Genomic DNA, 13,103 nt, shown 5'->3' with positions numbered 1-13,103 from the left:
AAAGAAGCCGTCTCATTTCACAGAATGGGGCGGTTTTTTAATTTGGTGTCTTTGACCTCTTAATTTTCCTATTTTGGTGAAGGGATAAATTTTCCAAGTGGCCCTATGCCGCTTTTTTGCGCATATTGTGGGCCAATGCGTGCAATCCGAACTCCAATTCCACCTTTTTGATTCCTTTATGGGTAAATCGTTTGAAGTTACGGTTCGATTTGATATGACCGAACACCGGTTCCACATCCGCGGTCCGTCTTTTTCGCCTTTCTATGCCCTCTTCGCTGGTGAGCCTTTTCCTGACGGCCTCTTTGTGACGTTCCAGTTGGTGGTTGCGCTCTACTTTTCGGTCGTATTTTGACTTATGGCACATTCCGCGCAGTGAGCAGCCCTGGCAGTTCCTGGCCTGGTAAATACTGGTTGTTTGCCGGTAACCGGATTTGGTGGTCCTTTTCTGATCGTGTGTTCGCTCCATATGCTGTCCCATCGGGCATACGTAATAGTCACCTTCCGCATTATAGTGTAGGTTATTTCTGTTAAAATCGTCCTTTCCATTTTTCTTTTTCTTGGATTTGTAGGTCTGTTCCTCTTTGTCAAAGGTGTTGTACTTCACGTAGCCCTCGATTCCCACATTTTCAAGGTACCCATAGTTCTCCTCACTGCCGTAGCCGGCATCGGCGGTCAGGTTTTCGGGGAGTGCCCCGTAAAGGTATTCATAGGTCTGCAGGTGCGGTTTGAGCGTGTGGATGTCATTGGTGGTCTGGTGGAGACTGTAATGGATGATAAACTGTGACTCGGAACTGATCTGTACGTTGTAACCGGGCTTGAGCTGCCCGTTCTGCATATGGTCCTCTTTCATCCGCATGAAGGTGGCGTCGGGATCGGTCTTGCTGTAACTGTTGCGCCCGGCCAGTAGCGCTTCCTGCCCTTCGTACTTTTCTATATTGGCGGGAAAGTGCTTTTCAATGTACCGTGCTTTGGCCCTCTGTTTGCTGCCGACCCCGGGGTTTCCCTTGAGTATTTTATTGATCTTTTGGGCGGTCCTTTCCACTTTCTCCCTGTCCATTTTCGTGAAGTCCGGTGGTGTTGGATCTTTGTCCTCTTCATCGGCCACGCTCTGGGCGTACTGCCAAAGCTCTTCCAGCTGTTCTGACATTTTCTCCCTGCGCGTTTTGATGGCATTGCCCCATACAAAGGTGTACCGACCTGCCATAGACTCTATCTTGGTGCCATCGGTAAAGACTTCCTTAAGGGTGACCAGTCCTTCCTCGGCCAGGAGCAGTACCACCTGCTTGAAGATATCCTTGAAGATGGTCTTGAGTTTTTTGCTACGGAAACGGGCGATGGTGTTGTGATCGGCTACCTGTCGGGCGGACAGCCACATATAATTGATGTTCTCGCGCATGGCCTTTTCGATCTTCCTGGAGGAGTAGGTGTTGTCCATATAAGCATAGACCATTACCTTGAGCATCATTTTGGGATGGTAGCTCGGTTTACCCTCCCGGCTGTACTCTGCAACGAGCAACCCTAGGTCAAGTTGTTCGATCACCCCATTGACCACACGCACCGGATGGTTCTGCGGGATCAGTTCTTCTATGCTGGGTGGAAAAAGCCAATTTTGCTGTTGGTTGTAATCTTGAAAATTGGTGTTCATACGTCTGGTTATCAGACTATAATTTACGCTAAATACAGGATGAAAACAAGCAAATGCTCCTGTATATTCAATAAAAAAGCTGTCCCGGTTATGAGACAGCTTCATACAATTTAGGTGCGGAAAAAATTAATTTTCGGTCTGCTCGTAAGCCTCCTCTTTCAATTCGTCAGAGGCAATAATAGCTAATTCCACTCGTCTGTTTGCTGCTTTACCTGAAGCGGTATCGTTGCTTTCCACAGGTTGTTCTTCGCCATACCATTTGGTGGTAAAACGTCCACTGGAAATGCCTTTGGCCACCAAATACCCGGTTACGGCCTGTGCCCTACGTTGGGAAAGCCCCATGTTGTAATCGGCGGCACCATCGCTATCGGTATGTCCTTCCACCAAAATATTGGTTTTAGGATATTCCATAAAAATTCCGGCCAATTTGTCCAATGTGGTAGCGGAAGCTCCTTTAATGTCAGACTTATTGGTGTCAAAATAAACACCGTTCTCACCACTAAAGGTAACATTGATGCCCTCTCCTACCCTTTGCACTTCTGCACCTGGGATTTCCTGTTCAATTCTTTCAGCTTGCCTGTCCATGCGATTACCAATGTAACCACCGGCAGCACCGCCGACCACAGCTCCGATAATGGCGCCAAGAGCTGTATTTCCTTTTCCTACATTGTTACCAATTACACCACCAATAACGGCACCGCCACCGGCACCAATTGCGGCACCTTTTTGGGTATTGTTCGCATTTTTGATGGCATCACAACCAATAATCATGGTCAACGCCAAAAAAGCCGTTGCCCCTTTTAAAACTATATTTTTCATGGAATTATTTTTTTGAGAATTCATAAACAACAGTAACGGGTGTACCGTCAACCGACACATTGGATTTAAGGGTCATGGATTGTTCGGACAGGTTAACGATGTTCAAACGGTATCCGTACCCACCGGAAATATCCTTTCGCTTATCGTCAATAAACTTAAATTGAAGCTGGCTTTGGTAACTCTGTTGCGGCTCCACTACGGACCATCTAAAAAAACGGTCGCCTCCTTGACAAAGCGAGCTTTGGGCTATGGTGTATCTCCCAGTACTATTGTTGTCTCTAAAAAACCATTCGCTATCCTCAAAGCAGATGTCCTCTGCATCGTTGAAAATGACGGATTTAAAGTTTCCGGTATTGTTTTCGTAGTAAACATTGTCCAAGTTCCAAGTTCCACTAAACAAATTTCGCTGTGCTCTAGCGCTTTTGGAAATGGAACACGATGAGAATAGAAGTCCCATCACCGTGAAAAGTAAAAGTGATCGTTTTATCATAAGTATTAAGTTAATGTTCAAAAAATATACGTTTGGGGACGTGTTTATAGTTGTTAAATTATCAAAAAAAAGTTAAACAACTGATTTTAATATTGATATAGTTCAATTAATGCTGATTCGAATCGGTTTTTTGGTAAATAATTGGCTTCAAGTGGTTTTGCAAAGGGTACTGGGGTTTCCAAACTGCCGACTCTTTTTATGGGAGCGTCCAGAAACTCAAAACAGTTTTCCATGACCAAGGCCGATATATCGCTGGCAATACCTCCAAATAAGGTGTCTTCATGAAGCACGATCAATTTCCCGGTCTTTTTTGCCGAATTGAAAATAGTTTCGGTGTCCAATGGTTGAAGCGTTCGCAAATCAATCAAATCTGTAGCAATTTCAGGGTGTTTTTCGAGAATTTCCAAAGCCCAATGTACGCCTGCACCATAGGTAACCACCGTTAGGGAGTTCCCTTCCCTTAAAAGTTTGGCCTTGCCAAACGGCAAGGTGTAGTAATCTTTAGGAACATCACCTTTAACACTTCGATACAACCCTTTGTGCTCAAAAAACAGCACGGGATTGGGGTCGTTAACCGCTGTGGCCAACAATCCTTTGGCATCATAAGGGAATGCAGGATAAACCACTTTGAGTCCAGGGGTTTTGGTGAACCAAGCTTCATTGGTCTGGGAATGGAAGGGTCCTGCCCCTACACCACCACCGCAGGGCATTCGGATGACCACATCGGCTTTTTCGTTCCAACGATAATGCACTTTTGCCAAATAGTTGACAATAGGGTTGAACCCAGAACTCACAAAATCGGCAAACTGCATTTCAACCACGGATTTCATTCCGTTAATGGATAATCCCATGGCTGCGGAAACAATCACCGACTCACAAATGGGTGTATTTCGTACCCGACTTTTTCCAAATTTGGGCACAAAACCTTCGGTAATTTTGAAAACACCCCCGTAATCCGCGACATCTTGCCCCATAATAATGAGTTCGTTGTGGCGGTACATGGATTGCTCTAATCCTTGCGAAATGGCATCAACAAATCGAATGTTTTCAGATTCGTTTGATTCAGGTTCAATATTCTGATAATTAAATTCTTGATATACCTCATTTAATTCTTTAGTTTCATTTAGGAAAACTTCAGGCTCATCAAAAGCAAGCTTCAAATTGGTATTGATTTCTTCAGTAATGTCTTGCTTGATCGCTTCAATATTTTCCTCGGTAAGCACTCCTTCTTCCAACAGAAAATTTTCATAATTGGAAATAGGGTCTTTCTTTTCCCATTCCTTAATCAACTTATCCGGAACATATTTGGTTCCGCTTGCCTCTTCGTGCCCTCGCATCCGAAACGTTTTGAATTCCAAAAGCACTGGTCGCGGCCTCCTCCGAATGGCTTTGCACAATTGATCCACTTTGGCGTACACTTCTAAGATGTTGTTGCCATCAATAATTCTGGACTCAATGCCATACCCTTTGGCCCTATCCGCCAAATGTTCACAATTGTATTGCTCGTTGGTTGGTGTGGAAAGCCCATAACCATTGTTCTCAACACAGAACAACACGGGCAGGTTCCAAACAGAGGCCACGTTCAAGGCTTCATGAAAATCCCCTTCACTGGTCGCGCCTTCACCTGTAAAAACGGCCGTTACCCGTTTCTTTCTCCTTAACATATCGGCCAAAGCAATACCATCGGCCACCCCGAGTTGAGGGCCCAGATGCGAGATCATGCCAACAATCTTGTATTCCTGAGTTCCAAAATGGAAACTACGGTCCCTACCTTGGGTAAAACCGCTTTGTTTTCCTTGCCATTGCGCAAAAAGTCGGTTCAAAGGAATATTTCTGGAGGTAAAAACACCTAGATTTCGATGCATGGGGAGGATATACTCACTTTCCTTGAGCGCCTTTGTAACACCCACGGAAATAGCCTCCTGTCCTATACCGCTAAACCATTTGGAAATTTTGCCCTGCCTTAGAAGAATTAACATCTTTTCCTCTATCATTCTCGGCTTAAGCATGCCTTTGTACAAATCCAACAACTTTTCATGTTCCAAGCTGCCAATATGATACCTCATACAATAAAATTCTATTGGTTAAATGTAGTAAAAAGCCTTTCAAAACGCTTTAAAATTCTAAAACCTTCAGCATTATTCCCTATTTTTGACATTATTTCAAAGATGACAATATGAGTGCTATTCCAAGTATAGACCTGAAAGATTTTGTTTCGGGCGACCCAAAAAGAAAAGAAAAGTTTGTCAAAGAAATCGGGGCTGCTTTTGAGGATATCGGTTTTGTGGCACTGAGCGGACATTTTTTATCGGATGAGTTAGTGGAAAATCTTTATGCCGAAATAAAAAAGTTCTTTAATCTGCCACAAGAGGTTAAGGATAAGTATGAAATTGTAGGCATTGGAGGACAAAGAGGATACACTTCCTTTGGAAAAGAGCATGCGAAAGGCAAAAAAGAAGGCGACCTGAAGGAATTTTGGCATTTCGGCCAATATGTGGAAGACAATCCCGAACTGGAAGCTGAATACCCTGACAATGTTACCGTAAAGGAGCTTCCCGACTTTAACAATGTTGGAAAGGAAACGTATAAAATGCTGGAGAAAACCGCAAAGTATGTGCTTCGCGCTTTGGCTTTGCACCTTGGTTTGGAAGAAACCTATTTTGATGACTACATAAAGAACGGCAACTCCATCTTAAGGCCCATCCACTATCCGCCAATCACTGAGGAGCCCAAAAATGCGGTGAGAGCAGCGGCACATGGGGACATTAACCTTATTACTTTATTGATGGGGGCTCACGGTAAAGGACTTCAGGTAAAAGACCACAAAGGAAACTGGGTGGATGCCATTGCAAGACCTGACCAATTGATGATCAATGTTGGGGATATGCTCTCCAGACTATCCAATAACAAGTTAAAATCAACCATACATCAAGTGGTCAATCCACCGAAGGAACTTTGGGGCACTTCCCGCTATTCCATTCCGTTTTTTATGCACCCTGTTAGCGATATGCCGTTAAACTGCCTGGAAAACTGTATTGATAATGAGCATCCCAAGGCTTTTGAGGACATTACCGCAGGAGCGTATCTACACGAAAGATTGATAGAACTAGGATTGATAAAAAAATAATCGATTATACACAATTGTACCAGTGGTCAATCCAAATGTCATATCGAGCGCAGTCGAGATGTTTTTGTCTGCCTTTCGACTGCGCTCAAGAGGACAAAAACAAAGCATCGGCACAAACCTTCAAGGTCGCTGGTACAATTACTGATATACAAAAACAACAATAATGGACTTAGGAGATCAGCTTAAAAATTTATTTCCAGACCACGAACCAGAAGAAGAGCCCGATAATGACAAAGAAAAGCCCTCTTATTGGCTACAAGACGACCCCATTATCTGCAAATACGAAAAGAGAAAAGGGAAACCTGTAACCATTCTTGATGGGTACAACGGAGCCGATAGTGATTTTAAGAAATTGACCAAAGACCTAAAAACACTCTTGGGCGTGGGCGGAAGCTTTAAAAACGAAACCATCATCATCCAAGGTGATTACAGGGATAAAATTATGGACTATCTCAAAAAAAACGGCTTTTCCGTAAAGCGTGTCGGTGGATGACTCGATAAATCAACAAAAAATTGATTTACTTTTTATTTCATGTTAAAAACTTGATCGGAATACCAATGTTTTGTGAAAAAATTTTTGTGTTCTTGCTTTAAACCTTACTTTTATTCTTCCTAACCAACGAAAACTGAGCTGAAAATGAAATCACTGTTGCATATAACCAACGGGGACAGTTTCACGTCCAGATTACAGTCTTTAGATTTAAAAGGGGATGTAATTACCTGGAGAGAAATGCTTTGCGAAGGCAAAACCCTCTCCACGGTAGGAAGCGAATCGTTTTGGAAAACAAGGTTCGAGTTCCTAAACAAAAATTACAAAGTCTCCAAATCCTGGTTCATAGAAAAAACCCTCAAGGAATATCGGTCACTCTGCAACCACAAGCAACAGGACCATATTGTACTGTGGTTTGAATACGACCTCTTTTGCCAAATCAACATGCTTGCCGTACTTAGCTGGCTAAAACAGCACAGAAGGCATGCCGAAATCTCGTTGGTCTGTAGTGGCAAAGTGGAAGGCTCCAGTAAACTTTATGGTTTAAATGAACTCGGCGACGAAAAGTTACTTGATCTTTACGACAAAAGGAAGGTTCTTTCGCAGGATGATATTGAATACGCCGATTATATATGGCAGCTCTATTGCAGCGACAATCCTATTCGCTTGGAAAACCAGATTGCCAACAACGATTTTCAGTTTGAATACCTATCGGATGCACTGAAAACTCACCTTAAACGCTTCCCTACCATTAAAAATGGGCTTAACGATTTGGAAAACCATATTTTGGAAGTGGCCAAACAAGAAAAACCTAAATCCAAAAAAGAGCTTTTGGAGAATTTATTGACCAACCAAGGTTTTTATGGTTTTGGGGATACCCAATACGAACGCATGATTTCTTCCTTGAAACCTTTGTTCAGTTCTTTTGACCCTGTAAAATTGACCAAAAAAGGATTGCACGTATTAAAGCAAGAAGCAAATTACTATTCGGAACTACGTGATAATCAAATGTATCTAGGGGGTTCTTTAAAGTATAACTTCCTATACAATAGCGATACGGACCGAATCCTTAAATTATAATAAAATGGGCTCATCTTTGGGCAGTTCAGAGCTTATTCTGAATCCTGATGGGAGCATTTACCATCTAAATCTTCTTCCAGATGACATTGCCACCACCATTATTGCGGTTGGTGACCCAGAACGGGTGCGCGAGGTATCCAAATACTTTGATTCCATCGAAATAAAGAAAAGTAAGCGAGAATTTGTCACCCATACTGGCTATTATTCAGGTAAACGTATTTCTGTTGTTTCTACAGGCATCGGAACGGACAATATTGATATTGTTTTTAATGAGTTGGATGCCTTGGCGAACATAGATTTTCAATCTCGACAAATAAAGTCCCAAAAAAAACAGCTCAGTTTTATACGGGTCGGTACATCTGGCTCTTTGCAACTAGATATCCCTGTTGATTCCTTTTTGATGAGCGCCACTGGTATTGGCCTTGACAATCTTTTACATTTCTATGATTGCGGGCACATCAAAAACAAAGAGATGGAACAAGCACTTGCAGCCTACTTAAATTGGAGTAAGTACAATATCCACCCCTATGCGGTCGATTTTGATAAGGATTTAGCAGATATTTTCACTTCCAATCGTATACGATTAGGTTTAACTGCTACAAATTCAGGATTTTATGGACCACAAGGAAGGGTGTTACGCTTAAACCCGGCCATTGCCGATTTCAATGAAAAGCTAGCGGGTTTTTCATTTGGAGATTTGAGAATAACCAACCTAGAAATGGAAACAGCAGCCATTTACGGTATTGCAAAACTACATGGACACCGAGCTGTTTCCCTTAATGTGATATTGGCCAACAGGGCCACTGGCGAGTTCTCCAAACAAGGGCATAAAGCAGTTGATGAATTGATTCAGTATACCTTGGAACGTATTGCCAAAAGTCATCTGATATAATTTTTCCATTCTTATTTTCTTGAAAGATACCGAACGGAATCATAACTTTAAACTGCAAAGAAAAAGACGCATGAAAAAAGTAAAAATTATTGGGGTCCCCGAACATTTTAACCTGCCTTGGCACCTTGCCATGGAAGATAATGCCTTTGAAGACCGCGGTATTCAATTGGAATGGACGGATATTCCCGAAGGAACGGGAAAAATGACCCAAATGCTTCAAGATGGTGAAGCGGACATGGGTATCATTCTTACGGAGGGCATTATAAAAAGTATTTCGCAGGGCAATCCAAGTAAAATTGTTCAGGTATACGTCTCTTCTCCCTTGCTCTGGGGCATCCATGTAGATGCAAATAGCGACCGACACTCCATCACCTCATTAAAAGATGACAAAATTGCCATCAGCCGTATGGGTAGTGGCAGTCATTTAATGGCCTACATCAATGCACAAAACCAAGGATGGGACACCGAAAACCTCGAATTTGAAATCGTAAACAACCTTGATGGCGCCGTAGAAAACCTCACAAATGGCTCCAATGCCTATTTTATGTGGGAGCACTTTACCACCAAACCGCTCGTGGACAACGGAACCTTTAAACGAGTGAGCGACTGCCCTACCCCTTGGCCTTGTTTTGTGATTGCTGCTTCGGATGCATTTCTAAAAGAAAACGTAGGCGTGTTGCGCCATATTTTGGAGGTGATAAATACCTACACCTCGGAGTTTAAACAAATTCCAAGTATTGATAGAACACTATCCAACAGATACGAGCAAAAACTGGAGGATATCCAAGAATGGCTATCCAAAACTACGTGGGGACAAGAACAACTTTCTGAAGAAACCGTGAACGAGGTGCATTCCAGACTATTTGACCTTAATTTGATTGAGGAAGTCAAAGACGCTTCAAAATTCCTTTGGAAATAACCTGACATTTTCACCAATCAATCGGCTCTTTGCCCATCTGGGCCAGTAACTTGTTTGTTTTGCTGAAATGTTGATTACCGAACCACAGCCCACGATTGGCACTCAAAGGCGATGGATGTCCAGAAGTCAGAATATGGTGCTTGCTTTTATCGATTAGGGATGATTTCTTCTTGGCAAATCCGCCCCAAAGCAGAAAAACAACACCTTCCAGTTCGGTGGAAACTGTTTTTATAACCGCATCGGTAAATTGTTCCCAACCCTTATTTTGGTGGCTCGCCGCCTGATGCGCTCTTACCGTTAGCGTAGCGTTCAACAAAAGTACACCTTGGTCTGCCCAACGTTCCAAATTACCGCTTTTGGGATAAGGCTTTTCAACATCGGTTTTAATTTCCTTAAAAATATTGACCAAGGATGGCGGATGCGGAATACCATCTTTTACGGAAAAGCACAACCCATTCGCTTGGTTCGGCCCATGGTAGGGATCTTGACCAATGATGACCACTTTGGTTTCTTGGAATGGACAATAATCAAAGGCAGAAAAAATGTCCTTACCCTTTGGGTAACAAGTATTCTGCTGGTATTCCTGCTTCACAAAAGCAACCAATTGCTGAAAGTAAGGTTGTTCAAACTCGTTGTTCAATTGTGCTTTCCAACTAGGCTCAATGTTTACCTCCATATAATCACTTTACTTCTTTTTGGTCAATTTATAGATCAAATACCCTATGCCCACCAAAAAATGCAGCAAGATAACGCCTGCAATAATGTAGATCACGGTATTGTCAGTCCTCACTTTAGTACAAATTTGAGTATGGAATCAAAAGTACGCAAAGCGAATTGTTTTTACCAGATGCCCACCTTCAAAAACCCTTCAAAATCCTATATTTGCGCTGCTAGTAGAAAAAGATGCGAAACATTCACCCCAAAACACTTCAGGATCTAGAGTTCCCAACGGTATTGACCCAAATCGCCGCGCGATGCAATACAGAATTGGGGAAAGAAGATGCGTTCACCATACAACCATTCCGCCACAAAGATGAATTGATGGATGTATTGGGGCAGACTTCGGAGTATTTGGCGTCTTTTTCCAACGACAACCGCATTCCCAATCACGGTTTTGACCATATCAACAGTGAATTGGGGCTGCTCAAGATTGACAACAGTACCTTGGAAATTTCGGGCTTTCGAAAAATTGGTGACATCTGCAAAACGGTGGCCATCCATCAGAAATTCTTTAAAAAGTTCAAGGAATACTATCCGTTGCTTTTTGATAAAGTGAATGCCCTGGAGTTGCATCCTGAAATTCCGGATGCAATTGATGATGTTATCGACAAGTTTGGGGAAATCAAAGATTCCGCGTCGGATGAGCTGAGATACATCCGCAGCCAGATCAATGAGGTGCGCAGTAAAATCAACCAAAGTTTTAGTGCGGCCCTTGGGCGTTATCAATCCTCGGATTTTTTGGATGAAATCCGTGAGTCCGTTGTGGAAAACCGTAGGGTGTTGGCCGTAAAGGCCATGCACCGCAAAAAGGTGAAAGGTACCGTCATGGGCACATCCAAAACAGGAAGCATTGTGTACATTGTGCCAGAGGCCACCTTGTCCTACACCAGAGAACTCAATAATCTTGAGTTTGAGGAGAAAGAAGAAATCCAGCGCATCCTGAACAAGCTCACCGACGAGATTCGACCATATTGGGAGTTGTTACAGGAATATCAAAAGCATCTTTCCGATACAGATATTACAGCAGCCAAAGCAAGGTACGCGAGCGAAATGAACGGTTTATTGCCGGAAATCAATGAGGAGCGGGAACTGTATCTTCGGGATGCCTACCACCCGTTACTTTATCTTTCCAACAAACGAAAGAATGAGAAAACCTGGCCACAGACCATAAAACTGCACCAAGAGAACCGCATTATAGTAATTTCCGGGCCTAACGCAGGGGGGAAAAGTATCACATTAAAAACAATTGGACTGCTTCAAGTAATGCTTCAAAGCGGAATGTTGATTCCCGTGCACGAGCGTAGTTCCGTTTGCTTTTTTGATCAAATTTTGACGGATATCGGAGACAATCAATCCATTGAAAATCATTTGAGCACATACAGTTATCGACTCAAAAACATGAACCGCTTTTTAAGAAAGTGCAACGATAAAACCCTGTTCTTGATCGATGAATTTGGTACGGGCAGTGACCCCGAATTGGGCGGTGCTTTGGCGGAAGCTTTTTTGGAAGTGTTCTACGAGCGAGAAGCTTATGGGGTAATTACCACTCACTATGCCAATTTAAAGGCTTTGGCCAACGAACTACCACATGCCACCAACGCCAATATGCTGTTCAACTCCAAAACCTTGGAGCCTACCTTTCAGTTGGTTTTGGGCGAAGCGGGAAGCTCCTTTACATTTGAGGTGGCCCAAAAGAACGGCATCCCCTACTCCTTGATTAATAAGGCAAAGAAGAAAATTGAACGCGGAAAGGTCCGTTTTGATGCCACGATTGCCAAACTGCAAAAAGAGCGCAGTAAAATGGTGGAAACGGGCTCCAAGCTCAAAGATGAGGAAGCCAAGGCCCGTGAAGAATCGGAACGATTGGAACAGCTCAACTCCAAGATCAAATCCAAACTGGAGAGCTACCAAGAAATGTACGACCACAACCAGCGTATGATCCAACTGGGCAACAAAGTGAACACCGCCGCGGAGAAATACTTTATCGACAAGAAAAAAAGACCGTTAATTTCCGAGATGCTCCGCATTGTGGAAACAGAAAACAGCAAGCGTAAAAAAATCACGGCTAAAAAAGCAAAGGCCAAGCAACAAGAGAAAAAACAAGTGGCCCAAGAATTGGAGCAAAAAATCAAAAAAGTACGGGTAGAGAAGAAAATTAAAAAGGAAAAAGAAATTAAGGCCGAAAAGAACAAACCGCGACCTGTTTTTAAGGTAGGTGACCGCGTCCGTTTAATGGACGGCAAGGCCGTGGGCAGCATTGACTCCTTGGAGAAAGGCAAGGCCGTGGTGAATTACGGCATGTTTACCACCAACGTAAGCGTGGACCAATTGGAATTGGTAGAGGCGAAGAAGTAACAGATTTATTCCTACCTTGGGTTCTTCAAAAGGATAAACAAACAGAATTTAAATTAACCAATATACTTTTTTAAATAAATTGGATTAATTATACTGAATTTCAGTAATTTAATTGTGTATTAAATAATAAAACAGCTCTGAACTCGTTTTTGGATAAAATATTTTCCCGTGAATTTTTTAAATAAGGAAATAGAATCGCGTACCAAACGAAAAAAGTCACAATCACTTATTAAGAGGCAGGTTTCTTGCGGAACCTTTCAAGATTTGGAAACTTTGGACTTGGACAATCATAAAAAACAACCCTCAAGAGCTAATCTTTAAATTCTTGTGATTCTTGCAAGGGAACTTTTATAACGATTCATTGTCGAAAATTTGATAGCCAGCCCTACTTCTGAAAACCTACTACAATCATTAGTTGTTTGTTGTAGGGACATTCAGGAGTAAGCCTGCTTTTTCATGAACATTAAACTAAATGCCACTGAACCATATTGGTTTTAGTGGCATTTTTCATTTATATGTTGTGTTTTTGATGCTTTTGAACGAAGATGCGTCCGTTTTCAAGGATT

General features: G+C 42.5%; 11 protein-coding genes. 6 read left to right on the top strand and 5 right to left on the bottom strand.

Going from position 1 to position 13,103, the window contains the following annotated elements; all coding sequences use genetic code 11:
• Positions 1-103: 103 nt before the first annotated feature.
• The 4 genes from AC13CC_RS00380 to AC13CC_RS00365 all read right to left on the bottom strand — a co-directional run bounded on the left by AC13CC_RS00380 (position 104) and on the right by AC13CC_RS00365 (position 5,020).
• Positions 104-1,645, bottom strand: coding sequence for an IS1182 family transposase (locus tag AC13CC_RS00380; protein WP_326280411.1), 1,542 nt, complete (start codon positions 1,643-1,645; stop codon positions 104-106).
• 126 nt (positions 1,646-1,771) lie between these two features.
• A complete protein-coding gene (locus tag AC13CC_RS00375; RefSeq protein WP_293163214.1) occupies positions 1,772-2,464 on the bottom strand; it encodes a YiaD family glycine zipper/OmpA-like lipoprotein in 693 nt (230 codons plus the stop codon).
• Between the two features lie 4 nt (positions 2,465-2,468).
• The gene (locus tag AC13CC_RS00370; RefSeq protein ID WP_482877379.1) at positions 2,469-2,954 is read right to left on the bottom strand and encodes a lipocalin-like domain-containing protein; all 486 of its coding nucleotides are present in this window, start codon (positions 2,952-2,954) and stop codon (positions 2,469-2,471) included.
• 86 nt (positions 2,955-3,040) lie between these two features.
• Positions 3,041-5,020 carry an alpha-ketoacid dehydrogenase subunit alpha/beta gene (locus AC13CC_RS00365; RefSeq protein WP_482877378.1) on the bottom strand — a complete coding sequence of 660 codons (1,980 nt, stop codon included), beginning with the start codon at positions 5,018-5,020 and terminating at the stop codon, positions 3,041-3,043.
• Between the two features lie 110 nt (positions 5,021-5,130).
• Here AC13CC_RS00365 and AC13CC_RS00360 point away from each other — a divergent pair, with 110 nt between their 5' ends.
• The 5 genes from AC13CC_RS00360 to AC13CC_RS00340 all read left to right on the top strand — a co-directional run bounded on the left by AC13CC_RS00360 (position 5,131) and on the right by AC13CC_RS00340 (position 9,462).
• Positions 5,131-6,081 carry an isopenicillin N synthase family dioxygenase gene (locus AC13CC_RS00360; RefSeq protein WP_482877376.1) on the top strand — a complete coding sequence of 317 codons (951 nt, stop codon included), beginning with the start codon at positions 5,131-5,133 and terminating at the stop codon, positions 6,079-6,081.
• 163 nt (positions 6,082-6,244) lie between these two features.
• Positions 6,245-6,574 (top strand): translation initiation factor, encoded by a 330-nt coding sequence (locus AC13CC_RS00355; RefSeq protein ID WP_326277241.1) that lies wholly within the window; start codon positions 6,245-6,247, stop codon positions 6,572-6,574.
• A gap of 144 nt (positions 6,575-6,718) precedes the next feature.
• Positions 6,719-7,651, top strand: a complete 933-nt coding sequence (locus AC13CC_RS00350; RefSeq protein ID WP_482877374.1) for a DUF1835 domain-containing protein — start codon at positions 6,719-6,721, stop codon at positions 7,649-7,651.
• A gap of 4 nt (positions 7,652-7,655) precedes the next feature.
• A complete protein-coding gene (locus AC13CC_RS00345; protein ID WP_482877372.1) occupies positions 7,656-8,543 on the top strand; it encodes a nucleoside phosphorylase in 888 nt (295 codons plus the stop codon).
• A 70-nt stretch (positions 8,544-8,613) separates the two neighbouring features.
• A complete protein-coding gene (locus AC13CC_RS00340) occupies positions 8,614-9,462 on the top strand; it encodes a substrate-binding domain-containing protein (protein WP_482877370.1) in 849 nt (282 codons plus the stop codon).
• A gap of 10 nt (positions 9,463-9,472) precedes the next feature.
• Here the strand turns inward: AC13CC_RS00340 and AC13CC_RS00335 are convergent, their stop codons facing one another.
• Positions 9,473-10,138 (bottom strand): uracil-DNA glycosylase, encoded by a 666-nt coding sequence (locus AC13CC_RS00335; RefSeq protein ID WP_482877368.1) that lies wholly within the window; start codon positions 10,136-10,138, stop codon positions 9,473-9,475.
• Between the two features lie 227 nt (positions 10,139-10,365).
• On the opposite strand from AC13CC_RS00335, the gene AC13CC_RS00330 reads away from it, so the two are divergent.
• Positions 10,366-12,537 carry an endonuclease MutS2 gene (locus AC13CC_RS00330; protein WP_482877366.1) on the top strand — a complete coding sequence of 724 codons (2,172 nt, stop codon included), beginning with the start codon at positions 10,366-10,368 and terminating at the stop codon, positions 12,535-12,537.
• Positions 12,538-13,103 lie beyond the last annotated feature (566 nt).

Source organism: Flagellimonas sp. L-11 (assembly GCF_056857735.1).
Note: the sequence above shows the minus strand (reverse complement) of the source record. Positions and strands in the feature narration are given on the sequence as shown.

Coding starts and splice junctions, on each gene's coding strand:
- AC13CC_RS00380 (WP_326280411.1), bottom strand. CDS start 1,645: ATGAACACCAATTTTCAAGATTACAACCAACAGCAAAATTGGCTTTTT.
- AC13CC_RS00375 (WP_293163214.1), bottom strand. CDS start 2,464: ATGAAAAATATAGTTTTAAAAGGGGCAACGGCTTTTTTGGCGTTGACC.
- AC13CC_RS00370 (WP_482877379.1), bottom strand. CDS start 2,954: ATGATAAAACGATCACTTTTACTTTTCACGGTGATGGGACTTCTATTC.
- AC13CC_RS00365 (WP_482877378.1), bottom strand. CDS start 5,020: ATGAGGTATCATATTGGCAGCTTGGAACATGAAAAGTTGTTGGATTTG.
- AC13CC_RS00360 (WP_482877376.1), top strand. CDS start 5,131: ATGAGTGCTATTCCAAGTATAGACCTGAAAGATTTTGTTTCGGGCGAC.
- AC13CC_RS00355 (WP_326277241.1), top strand. CDS start 6,245: ATGGACTTAGGAGATCAGCTTAAAAATTTATTTCCAGACCACGAACCA.
- AC13CC_RS00350 (WP_482877374.1), top strand. CDS start 6,719: ATGAAATCACTGTTGCATATAACCAACGGGGACAGTTTCACGTCCAGA.
- AC13CC_RS00345 (WP_482877372.1), top strand. CDS start 7,656: ATGGGCTCATCTTTGGGCAGTTCAGAGCTTATTCTGAATCCTGATGGG.
- AC13CC_RS00340 (WP_482877370.1), top strand. CDS start 8,614: ATGAAAAAAGTAAAAATTATTGGGGTCCCCGAACATTTTAACCTGCCT.
- AC13CC_RS00335 (WP_482877368.1), bottom strand. CDS start 10,138: ATGGAGGTAAACATTGAGCCTAGTTGGAAAGCACAATTGAACAACGAG.
- AC13CC_RS00330 (WP_482877366.1), top strand. CDS start 10,366: ATGCGAAACATTCACCCCAAAACACTTCAGGATCTAGAGTTCCCAACG.